The sequence below is a fragment of the Lederbergia citrea genome, from assembly GCF_018343525.1.
Taxonomy (GTDB): Bacteria; Bacillota; Bacilli; order Bacillales; family Bacillaceae_C; genus Lederbergia; species Lederbergia citrea.
In genome coordinates this window covers 821319-841064 of record NZ_JAGYPH010000001.1, presented here as the reverse complement: position 1 = coordinate 841064, position 19746 = coordinate 821319, and the positions used below count along the sequence as shown (strand labels likewise).

Annotated in this window: 19 protein-coding genes and 1 riboswitch; of the genes, 9 read left to right on the top strand and 10 right to left on the bottom strand. The window is 38.6% G+C overall.

Features of this window, described 5'->3' with window-relative positions; translation table 11 throughout:
- The first annotated feature begins 2 nt into the window (after nucleotides 1–2).
- From msrA to KHA88_RS04305, 6 genes are all read left to right on the top strand, one after another.
- Nucleotides 3–530, top strand: coding sequence for a peptide-methionine (S)-S-oxide reductase MsrA (gene msrA, locus KHA88_RS04330; protein WP_213096991.1), 528 nt, complete (start codon nucleotides 3–5; stop codon nucleotides 528–530).
- 121 nt (nucleotides 531–651) lie between these two features.
- A complete protein-coding gene (locus KHA88_RS04325; protein ID WP_249305825.1) occupies nucleotides 652–2232 on the top strand; it encodes an ABC transporter substrate-binding protein in 1581 nt (526 codons plus the stop codon).
- A complete protein-coding gene (locus KHA88_RS04320; RefSeq protein WP_213096992.1) occupies nucleotides 2222–3193 on the top strand; it encodes an ABC transporter permease in 972 nt (323 codons plus the stop codon). The genes KHA88_RS04325 and KHA88_RS04320 overlap by 11 nt, the downstream gene beginning before the upstream one ends.
- The gene (locus tag KHA88_RS04315; RefSeq protein WP_249305823.1) at nucleotides 3190–3987 is read left to right on the top strand and encodes an ABC transporter permease; all 798 of its coding nucleotides are present in this window, start codon (nucleotides 3190–3192) and stop codon (nucleotides 3985–3987) included. The genes KHA88_RS04320 and KHA88_RS04315 overlap by 4 nt, the downstream gene beginning before the upstream one ends.
- Nucleotides 3988–4016: 29 nt before the next feature.
- The gene (locus tag KHA88_RS04310; protein WP_213107004.1) at nucleotides 4017–4793 is read left to right on the top strand and encodes an ATP-binding cassette domain-containing protein; all 777 of its coding nucleotides are present in this window, start codon (nucleotides 4017–4019) and stop codon (nucleotides 4791–4793) included.
- Between the two features lie 12 nt (nucleotides 4794–4805).
- Nucleotides 4806–5612 (top strand): ABC transporter ATP-binding protein, encoded by an 807-nt coding sequence (locus KHA88_RS04305; RefSeq protein WP_213096994.1) that lies wholly within the window; start codon nucleotides 4806–4808, stop codon nucleotides 5610–5612.
- 64 nt (nucleotides 5613–5676) lie between these two features.
- Here the strand turns inward: KHA88_RS04305 and KHA88_RS04300 are convergent, their stop codons facing one another.
- The 4 genes from KHA88_RS04300 to KHA88_RS04285 form a co-directional block, all read right to left on the bottom strand.
- The gene (locus KHA88_RS04300; RefSeq protein WP_213096995.1) at nucleotides 5677–7236 is read right to left on the bottom strand and encodes an FAD-dependent oxidoreductase; all 1560 of its coding nucleotides are present in this window, start codon (nucleotides 7234–7236) and stop codon (nucleotides 5677–5679) included.
- A gap of 119 nt (nucleotides 7237–7355) precedes the next feature.
- Entirely contained in the window at nucleotides 7356–7538 is a 183-nt protein-coding gene (locus KHA88_RS04295; RefSeq protein WP_213096996.1) for a cold-shock protein, read from the bottom strand.
- A gap of 109 nt (nucleotides 7539–7647) precedes the next feature.
- Entirely contained in the window at nucleotides 7648–8244 is a 597-nt protein-coding gene (gene thiT / locus KHA88_RS04290; protein WP_213107003.1) for an energy-coupled thiamine transporter ThiT, read from the bottom strand.
- 68 nt (nucleotides 8245–8312) lie between these two features.
- Nucleotides 8313–8413: riboswitch (TPP riboswitch) on the bottom strand.
- Between the two features lie 699 nt (nucleotides 8414–9112).
- The gene (locus KHA88_RS04285; protein WP_213107002.1) at nucleotides 9113–9334 is read right to left on the bottom strand and encodes a hypothetical protein; all 222 of its coding nucleotides are present in this window, start codon (nucleotides 9332–9334) and stop codon (nucleotides 9113–9115) included.
- Between the two features lie 470 nt (nucleotides 9335–9804).
- On the opposite strand from KHA88_RS04285, the gene KHA88_RS04280 reads away from it, so the two are divergent.
- Nucleotides 9805–11424, top strand: a complete 1620-nt coding sequence (locus KHA88_RS04280) for an ABC-F family ATP-binding cassette domain-containing protein (protein WP_213107001.1) — start codon at nucleotides 9805–9807, stop codon at nucleotides 11422–11424.
- Between the two features lie 36 nt (nucleotides 11425–11460).
- Here the strand turns inward: KHA88_RS04280 and KHA88_RS04275 are convergent, their stop codons facing one another.
- From KHA88_RS04275 to KHA88_RS04260, 4 genes are all read right to left on the bottom strand, one after another.
- A complete protein-coding gene (locus KHA88_RS04275) occupies nucleotides 11461–12327 on the bottom strand; it encodes a DUF421 domain-containing protein (RefSeq protein ID WP_213107000.1) in 867 nt (288 codons plus the stop codon).
- Nucleotides 12328–12342: 15 nt separating this feature from the next.
- Complete coding sequence (locus tag KHA88_RS04270; RefSeq protein WP_213097001.1) at nucleotides 12343–12549, bottom strand: DUF1657 domain-containing protein; 207 nt, start codon at nucleotides 12547–12549, stop codon at nucleotides 12343–12345.
- Between the two features lie 67 nt (nucleotides 12550–12616).
- Entirely contained in the window at nucleotides 12617–12823 is a 207-nt protein-coding gene (locus tag KHA88_RS04265; protein WP_213097002.1) for a DUF1657 domain-containing protein, read from the bottom strand.
- Nucleotides 12824–12943: 120 nt separating this feature from the next.
- The gene (locus KHA88_RS04260; RefSeq protein ID WP_213097003.1) at nucleotides 12944–14014 is read right to left on the bottom strand and encodes an AI-2E family transporter; all 1071 of its coding nucleotides are present in this window, start codon (nucleotides 14012–14014) and stop codon (nucleotides 12944–12946) included.
- A 154-nt stretch (nucleotides 14015–14168) separates the two neighbouring features.
- On the opposite strand from KHA88_RS04260, the gene pepF reads away from it, so the two are divergent.
- Complete coding sequence (pepF, locus tag KHA88_RS04255; protein ID WP_249305821.1) at nucleotides 14169–15983, top strand: oligoendopeptidase F; 1815 nt, start codon at nucleotides 14169–14171, stop codon at nucleotides 15981–15983.
- A gap of 58 nt (nucleotides 15984–16041) precedes the next feature.
- Here the strand turns inward: pepF and trhO are convergent, their stop codons facing one another.
- Complete coding sequence (trhO, locus tag KHA88_RS04250; protein ID WP_213106999.1) at nucleotides 16042–17010, bottom strand: oxygen-dependent tRNA uridine(34) hydroxylase TrhO; 969 nt, start codon at nucleotides 17008–17010, stop codon at nucleotides 16042–16044.
- Between the two features lie 136 nt (nucleotides 17011–17146).
- Complete coding sequence (locus tag KHA88_RS04245) at nucleotides 17147–18616, bottom strand: amidase (protein ID WP_249305818.1); 1470 nt, start codon at nucleotides 18614–18616, stop codon at nucleotides 17147–17149.
- 199 nt (nucleotides 18617–18815) lie between these two features.
- On the opposite strand from KHA88_RS04245, the gene KHA88_RS04240 reads away from it, so the two are divergent.
- On the top strand, nucleotides 18816–19706 hold the full coding sequence (locus KHA88_RS04240; RefSeq protein WP_213097005.1) for a YitT family protein: 891 nt from the start codon (nucleotides 18816–18818) through the stop codon (nucleotides 19704–19706).
- Nucleotides 19707–19746 lie beyond the last annotated feature (40 nt).

Sequence of the window (19746 nt, the reverse complement as noted above, 5' to 3'; positions counted from 1 at the left end):
TTATGGAAAAAGAATTGCAAATTGCCACCTTTGCGGGTGGCTGCTTCTGGTGTATGGTTAAGCCCTTTGATCAATGGGAAGGTATTCATGGTGTCGTGTCAGGCTATTCGGGAGGACATGTTGAAAACCCGACATATGCTGATGTGAAATCGGGTGAATCAGGACATTATGAGGTCGTTCAAATTACATATGATCCGAAGATTTTCTCGTATGAACAATTATTGGAGATTTTTTGGCAGCAAATTGACCCAACCGATGCTGGAGGGCAATTTCAAGACAGAGGCGACTCTTACCGCGCGGCCATATTTTACCATAACGAAGAACAGAAGATTCAAGCCGAGAAGTCAAAAGCTGCCCTTGCAGCAAGCGGGAAATTCAAAAAACCAATTGTAACAGAAATCATCCCGGCAAAAACCTTTTATCGAGCTGAAGACTATCATCAAGATTTCTATAAGAAAAATAAAGCTGAGTATTTGGAAGATCGGCAGAAATCCGGGCGTGATGAATTTATTAATCAATATTGGGATTAGCCAAAAAGATTCGACTAGGTCATTCGGTCGAATCTTTTTATGTTTACAGCTCTGTATTAGACATCGGCTAGTTATCAACTTATAATAGCGATTGTAATCATTTTGAGAGGGAGTAAATCAATTGAAAAAAACACATATCACTTTTGCATTTATTAGCATATTTTGTTTGCTTTTGGTCGGATGCTCAGGGGGAAATAGTAAAACGCCGATTAATGAAGCCCATAATCCAAACCAGCTCATCTACGCATCAGAATCTGAATACGAAAACTTAAATCCAATTCTTGAAGAAACGAATCTCGATGCACTTATTTTCCGTGGATTATTCAGATTTGATGAAAACAATGAACCAAAGCCGGATATTGCAGAGTCATATACACGTTCTAATAACGGTTTAACATATACAATCAAGCTTAAAAAAGGAATTACATTTCATGATGGAAAACCACTGACAGCAGATGATGCCGCTTTTACGATAAACGCCATCCTTGATGATCATAACGCCTCGTTTTTAAAAGCCGACTTTAATGAAATTAAGTCAGTTGAAAATAAAAGTGACGAGGAACTCATTATCACTTTGAAAGAACCGTTTACTCCCTTATTAGACAAACTAACTGTTCCGATCTTGCCTAAGCATGCATTCGAGGGGCAAGACATGAGAACGGCCCCTTTTAATCAAAAACCTATTGGTGCTGGCCCTTACAAGTTCGAAAAATGGGATAAAGGAAATAGTTTAACGCTTAAGGCATATGATCACTTTTTCGGCACCGCTCCTTCTATTGAAACAGTCATATTTAAATTTATTCCGGATAGCAATGTCCGTGCGTTACAGCTGCAATCTGGCGAAGTCGATATCGCTTTATTGGATCCTGTTCAGGCTGAAAAGTTAAAGGAACTGGACAATTTGCAAATATATGATATCCCGACTGCTGATTATCGTGCAATTTTATATAATCTAAAAAAAGATTTATGGAAAGATGTAAATGTAAGAAAAGCATTTAATTATGCAATCAATCGTTCGCAATTAGTTTCGGGCTTATTAAAAGGATATGGAAAAGAAGCATATTCACCACTGCAAGTAAATGAATTCCATAATGAAAATATCGAGAAATATGAATACAACCCGAAAAAAGCAGAACAACTATTAGACGTTGCTGGATGGAAAAAGGAAGAGGATGGTTTCCGTTATAAAAATGGCGAAAAGCTCGCCTTTACGATTACATCACCGGTTTCGGATACTGTTCGGGTAAATATGGCTAATTATGCTGCTGAAGAATTCAAAAAAATTGGTGCTGATGTTTCGGTGGATGCGCTTGATTGGAGTGTTATTTCTATCGAAGACTCAGATGCCTTCATGATAGGTTGGGGAAGTCCGTATGATGCCGATCATCATACTTATATTCTCTTTCATGCAGATCAATCAAGCTTAACGAGTACTGGCTATAATTTTGGCAGCTATTCGAACGCTAAAGTAGACAAGCTTCTGGAGCAAGGTCGAACAATCACTGATTCAACGAAGCGAAAAGCAATTTATCAAGACTTTCAAGAACAGTTAGCCAATGACCCGGCTTATAATTTTATGGCCTATGTAAACGCCATTTATGGTCTTAATAAAAATATAACCGGCATATCAGAGCGGACATTAGGACATCACGGATCCGGGTTCCTCTGGAATGTCGAGGAGTGGAAGTGGAATGATCGTTAAATGGGCAGCGAAAAGGATTGGCATGAGTATTGCCGTCCTTTTTCTTGTTAGTTTGCTTGGATTCTCTATCATGCATTTAGCCCCTGGAGACCCCGCCACAGCATTTTATGGAGGAAACGTACAAACACTTACAACTTTTGAAAAAGAGAGAATTAACCAAGCTTTTGGGCTGAATCGTTCCGTTTCCACCCAATATATATCTTGGTTAAGGGAGGCATTAGTCGGTAATTTCGGGTTTTCCTCTCGAGAAGGAAGGCCCGTGTTGGATATCGTCATGGAGAGAGTGCCGAACACCCTTATCCTCTTTTCCGTTTCAATGGTTTTCATTATTATCTTTTCGATTGCACTCGGTATGAAAGCAGGCATGAACGAGGGCTCTATTTTAGATAAAGGCCTTTCTATCGCAAGTATTGCATCTTCCTCTCTTCCCGCCTTTTGGATCGGAATCCTTCTTATTTGGATTTTCTCCGTTCAACTTGGTATCCTTCCCTCATCCGGAACAGCAGATATAAGCGGAAAAAGTGGATTTCTTGATAAATGTCGCCATTTAATTTTACCAGCATTCGTTCTCATTGTTACACATGTCGGCATTTATGCACGCTTTTTACAAGAAAATATTAAGGAAGAAATAAAAAAATACTATTGTATCGTGGCAAAGGCAAACGGTGTGAGCCAAAAAGAATTAAATAAAGGAATCTTACGCAATGCCTCCCTTCCCTATTTAAATTATTTAGGTATGACCATTCCTTCTTTTTTTGGCGGATCGATTATTATCGAATCATTATTTGCATGGTCAGGTTTAGGGCAGTTATCTGTAAAAGCGACAATGACAAAAGATTTCCCACTTTTAATGGGATGTATATTGATTACGGGAATAATCGTCGTAGCAACAATGTTGATCATCGATCTATTAACTTTTCTGCTTAACCCAAAATTAAGACAGGAGGAGATGGGCCGATGATTGTAAAAAACAAAAGAATGACCGCTATGTTCTTTTGGGGTGGATTATTTGCAATTATTTTAGTTAGTACCGTATTTGCACCCCTTTTCTCGACGCATAATCCGAACGAAATAGATTTGACTGCTGTTTACGCATCTCCCGGAAAAGAACATTGGCTTGGGACGGACAACCTTGGGAGAGATGTTTATTCTCGGATTTTATACGGAGGCAGAGTGACGTTAGCTGTAGCTGCGCTGGCAGGCTCTCTCTCCCTTTTGTTCGGTATTATTTATGGCGGCATTAGCGGCTACTTTGGCAAATGGATCGACTCTGTCATGATGAGGTTCTTGGAAGCTATGAACGCAATCCCTTCACTCATTATCATTTTGGCTTTTCAAGCAGTTTTGCACGGTGGAATTATTAGTATGGCTTTATTAATTGGACTAACAAATTGGCTCGTCACGGCTAGAATTATTAGGTCACAATTCCTCAACTTGAAAAGCAAAGAATTTGTAACAATGGCAAAAATGTTCGGAACACCTATATGGAAAATAATCACAGTCCATTTATTACGCAATAGCATCCCAGCTATTTTCGTCGTCACTCTTTTTAACTTTGCCGGTGCCATATTTATTGAAGTATCATTAAGCTTCCTTGGAATCGGCGTCCCCCCTTCTGTTCCATCCTGGGGAAATATGCTTTATCATGCACAAAATGATATTCTAATCGGCGCTTGGTGGATTGCGCTTTTTCCAGGAATCATGATCTTTATTTCAATCCTATCGATCAATTTTCTTGGAGAATATTTTAAATAAACAGCATTCGATAAGAAGGTGGTTTTTGAATGGGTGAAAAACTTTTGCAAGTTAACAAGCTTACTGTTGATATTAAGGGGGAAAAAGCCGTAGATGAGGCTAGTTTTTCCGTTAATAAAGGGGAAATCACTTGTATTATTGGTCAAAGCGGAAGCGGAAAGAGCATGTCTATTAATGCATTGCTCGGGATACTTCCCCCAACCGCTACATCAATGGGGGAGGCTTATTTTTCGGGAATGAATTTATTGGCTATGAGTGAGAAAAAATTGCAACAAGTAAGAGGTACAAAAATTTTCACTATTTTTCAGGATGCAGCGAACAGCTTTAATCCATCCATAAAAATGAAGCACCAACTTTATCAATTGACCGGAAAAAAGCTTGGACATTCATTTCCTGTGTTTAGGAAAAAAATTCATGAAATATTGCGAGACCTTCAGTTCACAGAACCACAGGCAATCACTGAGCACTACCCTTTTCAACTTTCGGGCGGAATGCTTCAAAGATGTATGGTTGCTTGCGCCCTATATACTGAACCTATACTGTTAATCGCAGATGAACCAACCTCTGCACTTGATATGATTTTACAAAAAGAGTTAATAGAGATGCTGATTAACATGAATCAAAATACAAGAACGTCTATCTTGCTAGTAACCCATGATCTTGGAGTAGCGGCGGAAGCGGCCGATGAACTTATCGTTATGCTAGAAGGTAAAGTCATTGAAACTGGTAACACACTAACTATATTTGATCACCCAAATCATCCCTATACGAAAAAATTACTTGAAGGCAGATTGTTAACATGCTAAGGAGAGAACGATATGCTTCTGAAAGTGGATAACGTTCATAAGAGCTATCGCCATACATCTAGCTGGCTCACGTCCAACCACCAGTCCCAACATGTTTTAAAAAATATTACGTTTGAAATTGCAGATAAAGAAATCGTCGGCTTAGTCGGTGAAAGCGGAAGTGGTAAAAGCACGCTTGCCAGAATATTGATGCAGCTAGAACGAGCAGATAGCGGCTGTTTGTTTTTTATGAAAAAAGAAATAGAACTAACCAAAAAATTAGCGGATAAAAAGTTTTATCAAAATTGCCAAATTGTTTTTCAAAACCATTTATCTGCCCTTAACCCTTCTTGGAAGGTACTCAATATTTTATTAGAACCATTATTGAATCTTAATCTTTTTGAGAAAAAAGCGCATTTAGATCAAATCAGCTATATGCTTAATAAATTTCATTTAAACAATGATTTGCTCGAACGCTACCCTCATCAATTAAGTGGGGGCGAAAGGCAAAGAGTTAACTTATTAAGATCCATTCTTTTACAGCCCAAACTACTCATTTGTGATGAAGTTGTATCCAACTTGGATGTCATTGTACAAAAAGATATCATTGATTTATTAAAGAAAATCAATCAGGAAATGAATATGGCTATTTTATTTATTTCACATGATTTACATGCCGTTCAATATTTTTGTGATCGCCTGTTAGTTATGAAAAATGGAGAAATTATTGATCAACAAGCAAGAAATGATGACAATTCATTCAGCTTTTCTCACCCATATTCACAAAAACTCTTTTCTTCAATCATGATTGCAGATCCAGCTAATCGACAGAAAAAATAGCGGAAATTCTCAACAGAGAATTCCGCTATTGTTCCTATTCCGTATAGCTCAAGCACCTTTGTTCTCATGAGGTAGTATAGTCAATACTATCTGGGTCAATTCTTTTCAATGGCCTTTGTGCTGGCCCTTCAATTACTTCTCCTTCATAAGAAAATCTTGAACCATGGCATGGGCAATCCCATGTACGATCACCGCTATTCCAGTTAATCTCACACCCCATATGGGTACAGGTCGTATCGACCACGAACAGTTGGCCTGCTTCCGTTTTAAACGCGCCAGCTCGTCCGCCCTTGATCGTGACAACCGCACCTTCCCCCTCTTTAATATCCTTTAATTCCTTGTCCGGTCGATCAAATTTTCCGCTAATGAGATTTGCTGCAACGTTGATATTTTCTTTTACGACCTTTTTAATGCTTGGATCTGTAACAAAACGTGAAGGAGAAAACAAATCCGTATATCGGTTGTCCTTGCCAATAATTAAGTCCGTTATTAGTAAGGAAGCAAGTATACTCGTGCTCATCCCCCATTTTTTATATCCCGTGGCAACGAATACATTATCATTGCCCTCAGATATCCTTCCGATATAAGGAACTTTATCTGGTGTGACCAAATCTTGAGCTGACCAGCGGTAGATAATCTCCTTTGCCCCAAAATTTTCTACAGCAAATTTTTCTAAAGCTTCATAATGCTTGATTTCCGGTTCACCTTGCCCCGTTTTATGTCCATCTCCGCTAATGAGTAGAGCTTCATTCCCATTAATCGTAACTGATCTAATGGAACGGGTTGGCTTTTCTGCATTAATATACATTCCTCCAGGAAACGGTTTATCCGTTTTAACAGCAAGCACATATGATCTTTTTGGAAATAATCTTGCGAAATAACCCCGACCATCATGAAAAGGGAAATGGGAAGCTGAAACGACATATTTTGCTTTCACTTTTACTCCGTTTCTAAAATGGACAACTGCTGGATTTCCATTTTCCATTTGGGTCGCAACTGATTGCTCGTAAATTACTCCGCCATTTTCTTTAATAAAATCAATCAGCTTAGATAAATATTGGAGAGGATGAAATTGTGCCTGGTTTTTCATAACGACAGCACCGACTGCATTGATACTTAGAGGAATTTCTTCTGTAAAACCGCCGTCAATCCCTAGTCGCTCGTAGGCATCCGCTTCTTTCTTAAGATCCTTGACATGGTCTTTTGAACTGGCATAAACATACGCGTCTTCTTTACCGTAGCCACACTCAATTCCATGTAAGTTAATACATTCTTCGATAAATCTTCGTGCGTTTTCGTTAGCTTCAAAATATTGCTTGGCACTTTCTTCGCCAAAATGACTGATCAATTCATCATATATTAAACCGTGCTGGGCTGTAATTTTGGCAGTTGTATGTCCAGTAGTGCCATTCAGTACAGAACTTGCTTCAAAAACAGCCACTTTGAAACCTTCTTTAACAAGGTTAAAGGCAGTCGAAATTCCAGTAATACCACCACCAATGATTGCCACTTCTACGTCGATGTCTTTATCAAGGGTTGGAAACGTTTCAAGTTTGGTTGACTCAATCCAAAATGAAGCGGGTGCATGGGGAAGTATTTCCTCTCCGGTATTCTTTGTATTCATAACTTGTCCTCCCTTATAGTTTCTCTACTACTTGATATCCCCCATTTGCACTATTTTCATGTATAAAAAGAAAAACAACTCCCGTTTTTTAAGGAGTTGTTTGTTTTAAAAACTTTATATTAACTAATTACTGGTAAAACTCGTGTTTCTTTCTCCATCTCTGATTTGCAGATTGGGCAAACTGTTTTTTCATCTGTAGAAAAGGCATCCCTCATCCAACATGAACAATCTTCATTTGTGCATGACCAAACTACTGTTTCTTCTTCAGGGATAGGCTCCTGAGGTCCCCTTCTATAAGCCATGGCAAGATCCCCCTTCTTATTAATATTTCTATTATACGCTATCATGGATCATAAACCAAATCGGTTTGTCAGTAAAATAGAAATAAGCTGGTGGAAATTGCCCTTACTATTAAGCTGATTTAGTTGACGGATAAGTCGTTTTATTTGTCTTCAATAATTGCGTTCTCATTGCAAGGATGATGGACAACACGATTGTACAAGCCAAAAATGAAAAAAACATCGTTATTCCGTTCGCTACAAACGAATATACAATTGGTGTTTTGCCGGCTTCTTTAGCATAACTTCCAAAAAATACAACACCTGAAATGAAATGCCAAAAATACCTACCTAAACTTCCAATAAAGATTCCGATTGTTAAAGCCATTATTAAACCATTCCTATTTCCTTCAGCAGCCATTTTTTGGACACTCGGGGCTAACATTCCAGCTAAACCGATGAAACTAAAAGCAATCGGATAATCGATGATTGCTTGTATTGGAGTTAAGATCCAAGCGTCTCCAGTAGCAAACTGTAAAAGCGACCATAATAAACCCGAAAATAATGCTGCCTTTACTCCCCATCTAAACGCAACAATAAAAACAGGAACCATGGCAAACGATATCGAAATAGATGGCCCAAACTTTATTGACGGCAGTAAATCCAACACCAATGCCATAGCAGCAAAAATCGCCGCTTCAATCATCGCCTGCAAAGAAATTTTCCCCATAAAAAAACCCCCTATGATTTGTTTTTCCGTACGTATCCATAGGGGAATAGAAACAGTGTTATACACCATTTCTTATTCTGCCACATCCCTGCGCTAGTATTATCTAACAGGTTCAAAGGGTCTGGATTTTTTCATCCACTCTCAGCAACTTGCTCCCCCTGTGGTACGCCGATTCAATTATACTCAAACCCCATTATAATGCAGATTAATAATAAAGCAAGCAAAGGATGGATTTAAGTTTACCGATTTTCATCCGTGCTAAAGAAATTTCGCGGGCGATAAATTTTTTCGGAAGTAAAATCGTTGCTTGATTAAAGTGAAGCTTATTTTAGACATCACCAAATAAATGTACAGTTTGGTACATTTTTTGAAAAAGGTTGGTGTGTTCGGATGAGGGTGTTGATTTCCGTTCTGGCTGGGCGCTTTCCGCGGGGCGTGTCTTGAGCCGCTTCGTCGCTTCGCTCCTGCAGGGTCTCAAGCCGCACGCTCATCCCGCAGGAGTCGCCAGCCGCCACTCCAATCAATGCGTTTCAAAATAGTACAGATCGTACCAGAATCACCAAAAACCTTTCTTATTCAATTTGTCCCTTCAAAGCTGGAGCACAAGTTGCTTAGACCGCTCGGCTTTTCTATGTACTTAAAATGCTGAATGCCCGCAGAATCCTTTTCCAATATTGCCTTCATTCCTGATGAATATCGGTATAAAAACATCCGAATTTATCATCGGCTTTAATGCCCCTTGCCCTCCTAATAACGGTATGGAAAAAGACATTTTGCTTCTCCGTTTTAAATGACATGAAGATAGTCATCATGGATATAAATAATAGCATCCTGTTTAATCTATTTAAGGTACGAACACAAATGGATTCTAATTGAAATCACCCTGGTCAAGAATCTTTTTATTGACAGCCACATTGTTGTATGGATCGTCTTCATGAAATGCTTCTAAATGGGTAAATAACCGTTTAACTGTCTGAATAGTATCGAAGGGTTCTTCAAGTGTTTTGGCAATGTCGGATTTGATAATGGATTTTCCCTTCGCTATTCCAAACAGCATATCCATTAAAAAATCCTTGTTGGGTTTTTGCATTCCGTAGCTTAATTTTGAAGAAAAGTTAATAATTGCCCTTTTCGTCGATAAAATTCCAACACACTTTTGGAGGCTTTTTCCTTTTGGCTCTGTTAAACTGAATATTGATTTTAGCAGGTTCCGTTGATTGTAGCGGAAGGCGGTGACTCCTGCGGGATGAGCGGTCCACGTGAGATCCCGCAGGAGCGAAGCGACGAGGAAGCTCACGGGCCGCCCCGCGGAAAGCGTCCGCCTAGAGCGAAAATCAACAATATTCTATAAAATAGCCTACCTTTTAAAAAGCTTAAAATCCAAAAAACCGATTTTTCATTGGTTTTTTTGGATTTTCATATAAAGGTCAAGCTTTATTTTAGGGTAAACTTAAAAAGGATGGAATAATTAGATAACTTCCATTCTTAAATAAGAGGAATCTAAAAGAAAAACATGTTATAATACTTTAGATAATGTACTATTGGAGGAATGGATACACCTTGATTACAGTAAATAATGTTGGTCTCCGCTACGGCGACCGTAAATTGTTTGATGATATAAATATTAAATTTACACCTGGGAATTGCTACGGCCTAATTGGCGCAAATGGAGCAGGGAAATCCACATTTCTGAAAATTTTATCAGGAGAAATCGAAGCGCAAACAGGAACTGTCTCGATGACACCTGGTGAGCGCCTAGCCGTTTTGAAACAAGATCACTTCCAATATGAAGAGGAAGAAGTTTTAAAAACAGTGGTGATGGGCCATTCACGTTTATATGAAATCATGCAGGAAAAAGATGCGATTTATATGAAAGCTGATTTTTCCGAGGAAGATGGCATGAGGGCCGCCGAGCTCGAAGGCGAGTTTGCTGAATTAAACGGTTGGGAAGCTGAGTCAGAAGCAGCAATTTTACTGAAAGGCCTTGGGATTAGCGAGGATCTTCATACTAAAAAAATGGCTGAGCTTTCGGGTTCCGAGAAAGTGAAAGTACTATTAGCTCAAGCCTTGTTTGGTAAACCTGACATTCTCCTTCTTGACGAGCCGACAAACCATCTTGATATAAAAGCCATTCAGTGGCTCGAAGAGTTTTTAATTAACTTTGAAAACACAGTCATTGTTGTTTCCCATGACCGTCACTTTTTAAATAAAGTATGTACGCATATTGCAGACTTAGACTTTGGTAAAATCCAAGTTTATGTTGGAAACTATGATTTCTGGTATGAATCGAGCCAACTTGCACAGCGTATGGCGCAGGACGCTAACAAAAAGAAAGAGGAAAAAATTAAAGAACTGCAAGCTTTTATCGCGAGATTCAGTGCGAATGCTTCAAAGTCTAAACAAGCAACATCCCGTAAGAAGCTACTCGACAAGATTACACTTGATGACATTCAGCCTTCATCTCGTCGTTATCCATTCGTAGGCTTTACCCCAGAACGAGAAATTGGGAACGACTTGCTTAGAGTAGACGGTCTTTCAAAAACAATCGATGGCGTAAAAGTACTTGATAATATTAGCTTTGTCATGAATAAAGGCGACAAAATAGCACTTGTTGGAAAAAATGAAATAGCCAAAACCACTTTATTTAAAATTCTTACAGGTGAAATCGAGCCTGATGAAGGAACATTTAAATGGGGCATTACAACATCACAGGCGTATTTTCCAAAAGACAACTCGGAATTCTTTGAAGGCTGTGACTTGAACTTAGTTGATTGGCTTCGTCAGTTTTCACCTCAAGATGACAGCGAAAGCTTCTTACGCGGTTTCCTAGGAAGAATGTTGTTTTCTGGAGAGGAAGTATTGAAAAAGGCCTCTGTCCTGTCCGGTGGTGAAAAAGTAAGATGCATGCTTTCGAAAATGATGCTAAGTGGGGCAAATGTGCTATTACTTGATGAGCCAACAAACCATCTTGACTTGGAATCCATTACAGCATTGAATGATGGGATGATTAATTTTAAAGGGTCCGTCCTTTTCGCTTCTCATGACCATCAATTTATCCAAACCATTGCTAATCGAATCATTGATTTAACACCAAAAGGCATAATCGATAAGCAAATGACATATGATGAGTACTTGGAAAATGAGCAGCTTCAAAAACAACTACAAGAAATGTATTCATAACCAACAACCCTTGAGACTTATCCTCAAGGGTTTTTCTTATTCATTAAGTAGGTATTGAGATTTTTTTATGATGTTTTGCAGTTTTTTAGCATTCCTATTATACATCTCTTTGGCTTCAGCCGAATCTGTTTGAAGTGCATAAGATTCAAAATCAGCCTGGCATTTCTTTAATGCTGTCAAAAGACTTTGCCTCGGTTTTGATTGTGGTAATTTGATTTTATCGTCAAATATATCTACAGTCAGTTTCCCATAAGTATCTATTTGCCCTACGAATACGTTATCGATTGCAACATTTAATTTTTGTAATTCGACATCAAGCCATGCCCGAGTAAAACCACTTGCCGCTAATGCCGAATCCACGATTTCACCTTCAAGGATAACGGTTTGCGGGACTTTTTCAGGAGCAACATCCATTTGTAGATCCGCAGGAGTTAGAGGCTGTTTCTCTTTTTTCAGCAAGACATTCAAATCTCCGTTTGATTCTAATACCGCAAATTCTACGTCTGCTACTTGAAATGCATTTTTCTTTCTAAGTAATTCTAGCAATTCATCAACAGAGTATTTTTCTTTAGTTAATGTTTCTTCTTGAATTTTTCCGTCCTTTATTACGACCGTAGATTTTCCTTCGATGATATTACGGGCTTTTTTGCTTTTAATTGCAAGCATACCCGCAAAAAATGGAATCGCAGTCCAGACAAGTAAACTGTATATACCATGAAAGAAATTCGTTTCCAATCCTGTAGATACTTCCGCTGCGATACTGCCGATTGTAATACCGGCGATATATTCAAAAAAAGATAAATGCGACAATTGTTTTTTTCCAAGCCATTTTGTAAGTAAAAATAAAATAAAGACAAGAATGGAAGATCTAATAATAATATTTAGCCATTGTGGTATGTCCATCTTGCTTGCCTCCTCTCAAGATTTTCTATATTGCAGTTCTTCTGCTTTCATAAATTCAATCCTTTGCTGTAACTCATCAATAATGTCAATCGTTTCTATCATGCAATCATGAAAAATAGCCTTTGCTTTCTCGTCTGTACTCACTTGTGCATAACGGCTTAATTCCGCTTGGATTGCTTTCATATTTGCAAGGGTTCCTTGTACATTTGCGAAAACTGTCACAATGAATCATCCCCATCTATTTATTAGTGAAGGATAGAGTATATTGCAACTCCATCCCTCAATATGTTTATTGTTGGTTATATTGTGGTTCTTCTTGCATGATTTCCTGTACACGTGGGGACAGTGAATCAATTACTGCCTGAGTTTGTTGGGCAGCCGTTTGAAACATTTGTTTTGCTTGTTGATTATCCGTATCAAGAGCGAATCCTTCCAAGCTTGCCTGAGCTGTTTTCAAACCCGTAAGAGTTTGTTGTACTTTAGTAATAACTGTCATACGATAACCTCCCAAATCTCTATTTGTTCTAGGGAACGTTTCTAGCATGTGAAATAAAAGCAACAAATATTAGAGGAAAAATAAACAAAAAAATAACCCGCATTAAAATGCGGGTCGATTTTAGTCAAGCTTAATGTATCGATATAAATGACTGACTATTACTTTCAATAAAGCATAAGCCGGTACTGCTAGGATTAATCCGACAAGGCCTCCAAACTGACCTGCGATTAATAATACAAATATGATCGTAAGTGGATGCATATTTAACTTTTTTCCCATGACAAAGGGAGAAAGAAGATTGCTTTCCGCTTGCTGTACAATAACCACTACGATAATAACTAGCAATGCTTGAAACGGAGACGTAAACAATCCGACAATTAAAGCCGGAAAAGTCCCAATCCATGGTCCGATAAAAGGAATGACATTGGTAACCATCGCAATGAGACCGAGAACAAGCGCATAATCAAGTCCAATGATTAAATAACCGATAAAGGCGAACAATCCGACACAGAAGCTAATTATTAATTGTCCTTGAATGTATGAACTTAACGCTTCATCCATATCTTCCAATACACTTTCTGCTTCTCCCTGATGTTTTTTTGGCAATATTTTCATCAAATTTGTCGGAGCATTCTTTCCATCCTTTAACATAAAAAACAATACAAATGGAATCAATGCCAGCACCATTACCATACTAGCAATTACACCGACAGTGCCTGCAATTTTGGTACCGGCACCCAGGAGAATATTCTTCGCATTCTGTTCAAATGCAGCTGTCATTTTCTCAAATGATAAATAGTCATTTTCCTGAACCTTCATAAACCAATCTTTTTCTGTTAACGATAAGGTCCACTGCTGAAGATGTTTCGTATATTTAGGTATATTTTCCTGTAATAGATTAAATTGCTTCTGCAGCTCTGGCCCGATTAATAAAACGGCACCTGTAGCACCACCCGCAATGGCAACAAAGACAATGATAATGGCCAAAGTCCGTGGCATTTTTTTTGAAAGTAGTGTCACTATCGGTCTTAATAAATAATAAAGGACTCCAGCTAAAACAATTGGTGGAAATAAAGTATTTACGATAATGACAAGTGGTGTAAATATAAAGCTAATTTTCGTTCCTAAAAAAATAATTAAAAAGATCATAATGATCGCTGTGAAAACTTTAAACCATTTTTCCTTTAACATAGTTCTCCTCTTTTCTATCTATACAATTACATCTTATTATCGCATTTTTTTATGGAATTACAATGCATTGCTACTATTAAAAATATTAGCTTATTTACTGCCTATCCGATATAATTTAATTAGCTTTACGAAATAATTAAAGGAGGATCACCTTATGCAAACGATGGAAAAACGATTAACACGGGCTGAAGTTCCCGAAGAATTAACTTGGGATTTAACTGATTTATTTCAAACTAGAGACGAGTGGGAAAAGGCGCTTCATGATATTGAAGGCGAGCTACCGAAAATAACGAAATTTAAGGGTAAGCTGGGTGAAGGTGCCAAAACATTGACAACTTGTTTAACTGAAATGGAAAATTTGCAAAAACAGATTATTCGTATTGCTACATATTCAAGTTTACGCCAGTCTGCCGACGGAACGGATCCCGCCAACCAAGCGGATTCTTCGAAGGTTGCTGCGATGATGGCAAAAGTAAATGCGGAATTATCATTTATTCATTCTGAAATTTTGGACTTGCCGGATGGCATGGTTGATACATACTTAAACGAAGAAAAGGGCTTGGAAAAGTTTTCGAAATATTTAGCTGATATACTTGAAGCAAAACCGTATAAGCTCTCTCCCGACACGGAAGAAGCGCTTGCCTCACTTGGCGAAGTATTGGGAGCACCTTATAATATTTATCAGTTAAGTAAATCCTCTGATATGCAATTTGATTCCATTCAAGATGATAATGGCAATGAGCTTCCTATGTCATTTGCTCTTTTTGAAGACCGATATGAACTTGCACCAAATACAAACACTCGCCGTCAAGCATACGAATCATTTGTCGATACGTTAAAACAATATAAAAACACCTATGCAGCAACATATGCGACAGAAGTAAAAAAACAAGTGGCATTATCTCGTCTACGCAAATATGAATCCGTGACACATATGCTGCTTCAACCGCAACAAGTGACACTTGAGATGTACAATAACCAGCTTGATATTATCCAGAAGGAACTTGCACCACATATGCGCAGATTTGCAAAGCTGAAAAAAGAAGTGCTTGGTCTCGATGTAATGCGCTTTTGCGATTTAAAAGCACCACTTGATCCTGCATTCAATCCATCAACGACCTATGAAGAAGCTTCTGAAACGATCCTTGAAGCGTTAGAAGTCATGGGTGAAGAATACCATGTAGCTATGAAAAAAGCGTTGACGGAACGTTGGGTAGACCTCGCTGACAATGTTGGTAAATCAACAGGAGCATTTTGTTCGAGCCCTTATGGCGTTCACCCATATATTTTAGTTACTTGGACGGATACAATGAGAGGCGCCTTTATTCTTGCTCATGAACTAGGTCATGCAGGACATTTTTATATGGCAGGCCGGAATCAAGAGCTTGTTAATACACGACCATCCATGTATTGCATTGAGGCGCCGTCAACAATCAATGAATTAATTCTAGGGGAACATATTTTATCAAAAGCCGAAGACGACCCGAGAATGAAACGTTGGGTTATTCTGCAAATGCTTGGAACGTATTACCATAACTTTGTAACACATTTGTTGGAAGCGGAATTCCAGAGAAGAGTGTATACTCTTGCTGAAAACGGAACGCCACTTACTGCCAGTGTGTTCTGTGAGCAAAAGGCAAACGTCCTGAAAGATTTCTGGGGAGATACAGTTGAAATTGATGAAGGTGCAAGTCTCACATGGATGCGCCAGCCGCATTACTATATGGGATTGTATCCATATACTTATTCAGCAGGATTAACCGTAGCAACAGCTGCTGCACAAATGATTAAAGAGGAAGGTCAGCCTGCCGTCGATCGCTGGTTGGATATGCTGAAAGCAGGAGGCACATTAAAGCCGCTAGATTTAATCAAACTTTCAGGTGTAGACATGTCAAAACCTGATGCTATAAAAAAAGCGGTAGACTACGTTGGTTCACTTATTGATGATTTAGTTGAAAGCTATCAATAAAAAGCGTGTAAATAATAAAAAATAGCTGGTACCCTATTTAGTGGATACCAGCTATTTTTTAATTTACCGCCATTTCCCCTTCAAGTAATTGAAGTCTTTCCTTTACTTCTTCCTCTGAAAGGTTATGTTCTTTAATATATAAATTTCTCGGATGAACACGACATTCATCAGTGCAGCTTCTCATGTATTTATGTTCATTTTCTTCCGAGCTCAGAATTTGTTTATTACATTCGGGGTTCGCACAGTTTATATATCGCTCACAAGGAGTGCCGTCAAAATAATCCCGGCCAACGATTGTATGTTCCTTTTGGTTTACCGGAACAGCAATTCTTTCGTCAAATACATAGCATTGCCCGTCCCATAGTTCACCTTGGACTTCAGGGTCTTTTCCGTAAGTGACAATTCCCCCGTGTAGCTGTGACACATCATCAAAGCCTTCTTCCAACAGCCAGCCAGAAAATTTCTCACAACGGATACCGCCTGTACAATAAGTTAAAATTTTCTTTCCTTCTAATATTTGTTTATTTTCACGCACCCAATCCGGAAGATCTCGGAATGTTTTAATGTCTGGACGAATGGCTCCCCTGAAATGACCAAGATCAAATTCATAGTCATTACGTGCATCCAGAACTACAGTGTCTTCATCTTGCATCGCTTCGAAAAATTCCTTTGGACTTAAATATTTCCCAGTTACCTCATGGGGATTTATATCATCTTCCAAGCGCAAAGTTACTAATTCAGCACGAGGACGGACGTGCATTTTTTTAAATGCATGTTTATCTGACTCATCAATTTTGAAGACCATGCTTTCAAAGCGTGGATCACTTTTCATTTCGTTCATGTATGCTTCTGTTTGATCCCACGTACCAGAAACAGTTCCATTAATACCTTCTTCTGCAACTAGTATGCGTCCTTTTAGCCCGAGTTCCTTGCAAAATTTCAAATGTTTGTTTGCAAATACTTCTGGCTCTTCAATTGTTACATATTGGTAATACAACAAAACTCTATACTTCTGATTTTCTGACATGCAAAATACCACCTATCAACTTATATTTGCAAGATATAAACGTGTTTAGGGGGATATGGTTTCGGACATTTGTACAGCCCGAATATATACACTTTACTCTTACAACAAGGTATTTTACATGCAAAATGAGATAAAATCAAGACTGTACTTTTTTCCGGTCATGTGCTTCACACCGCTTGTATCCACCGAATTCGTTTTCGAGTATCTCACCTAATTGAAAGACAGCGTCTTCATTCCCATTCTGACTAATTAGCTGCACACCAATGGGCATCCCTTCGCTATCATTCCCCACTGGCATAGTCAGGGCTGGCAAACCCCATGTATTGGCATAAGCAACATAAGGCATATACATTTTAAAAGTCTTTTTGATTGAAAAAAGTTCTCTATATAAGTCTCCATGATTAGGAGCTGTCCGATGATAAACGGGTAAAATTAATATTCGTTTTTTCAAGTATTCACGGAGGAACTGATCCCCAGCCAATATCGTTCTCTCTATTTCCTGCACCCTCTTAGCACTTGGTTTAAAAAGTCGTGTACCAATAAGCGCCCAAGATAAATAATAATGATAGTCTGATTTCCCGGTTAATTTTTCTTTTAAAAATTCTTTTGCCGGGTTCAAGCTTCGATGCATTAATGCTGCCTCTGCCGTTGTTTTACCTCCGTCAATCGACATCGCTTCCTGCCAGATAACAGCGCTCTCTTGAAAATAAGGAGGAATATGCTCTTCAATTTGTAGCGAGCGTCTTAACTTCTCCCTAATTTTATTCATCAAAATGGCTGTTTCATGAGTTAATGGATAACTGGTTTTCGGCAAAATTTCTATCTTAAATTCTTCTAAATTGGCTTGCGGAGCTGCTTCTTTTGCAATAATATTGTAAATTAGTTTTGTGTCAGCAATTGTTTTCGATATGGGACCTATTCCAAACATTCGTTCTTGAAGAGGATGCTCAACTGCCGGAAAGCTTCCATGCTGTGACACTTTTCCTTTACCTGATTTAAAACCAATGACTCCATTAAAATGGCTTGGAAAGCGGATTGAACCGCCAATATCTGAGCCGATACCCGCAGCAGCCCCTCCAACAGCAATTAACGCCGCTTCCCCTCCGCTTGACCCTCCGGCGGTCTTATCGATGTTCCATGGATTATTCGTTCTTCCATACAATTTATTATCGCTTTCTTGGCAAAAGCAAAGCCCTGGCGTATTCGTTTTACCTAAAATAATCGCACCTTCAGCTCTTAACTTTGCGACCACTTCTGCATCATGTTGTGCAATAGTATCTCGCCGATGCATCAGGCCTCCAGTCGTTTTCATGCCGCTAACATCGAATGCTTCTTTCATACTAAATGGCACGCCAATTAATGTTCCTTTTGCAGTTCCTTCTTGAATCTTTATATCCGCAGCTTCTGCTTCCTCAAGGGCCAGCGAAAAACGATTCTCGACTAAGCAATTAATTCTAGGGTTAACATACTGAATATGTTCAATATATGCCTTTGTTGCTTCCACAGATGAAAGTTTTCCGGCACCTATTTCCTTAGCCATCTGAGATGCATCCATATCCAAAATTGTTTGCAATTTCACCTTATCTTGATTTTGCATTGTTTGCATAGTGCATCCTCTCTTCTTCACATATTTAATCATTCATATTCGCCTTTTTTAGTGAAAATTCCTTCAATATAATAGAGAGAATGTAGTTTTTATTAATTCCCAACCGTTCTTACTTTTTAGTAAAAAGTTAAAATGTTTTTCAGTTTACATAAAGTTTACTATAATTAATTTTAGAAACTTGACTTGAAAGGATGATGAAATGGACAGTCCTCAACAAATTGTGGAAAAAATGAAACATAGAAGACTGACGAAAAAGGCAATTTTTTGGCGGGTCTTGTTAGTCACTATAGGCGCAACCCTTATGGCAACCTCCCTCGAGCTATTTTTAGTCCCCAACCATATTTTAGACGGCGGCATTACAGGAATTTCGATTATCCTTGCCCATTTGACTGGCTGGAGACTTGGAATTATCATATTCCTCTTAAATCTTCCGTTTATTTATATCGGCTATAAGCAAATTGGGAAAACGTTCGCCTTTACAACTTTGTACGGAATTTTCGTTCTTTCTGTTGCATCCATACTCCTTCATGATGTCATGGTAGTAACAGACGACTTATTGCTTGATACCGTTTTTGGTGGGATCATTCTTGGTGTGGGAGTCGGCATTGTTATTAGGTATGGGGGGTCACTTGACGGGACAGAAGTGTTATCTATTCTGCTTAATAATAAGCTTCCTTTTTCTGTCGGAGAAATTATTATGTTTTTTAATTTTTTCATTTTTGCGACTGCTGGCTTCGTATTCAGCTGGGAGCGTGCCATGTATTCGATTATCACGTACTTCGTCGCTTATAAGGTAATAGATATTGTCATAGAAGGTTTAGACGAATCAAAGTCTGCCTGGATCATTAGTGATCATGCTGAAGAGATTGGGGATGCGATTTTAGCCCGGCTTGGACGAGGTGTCACTTATTTAAAAGGCGAAGGAGCATATACTGGTGATGACAAACGAGTTATCTTTTGTGTCATTACTCGACTTGAAGAAGCAAAGTTAAAATCCATTATTGATGAATTGGATTCAAGCGCCTTCCTCGCCGTAGCAAACATTTCTGAAGTACATGGAGGGAGATTTAGAAAGAAACATATTCATTAACATAGAAAGCCACGATCCAAAAAAACCCGTTCTTTTTCCT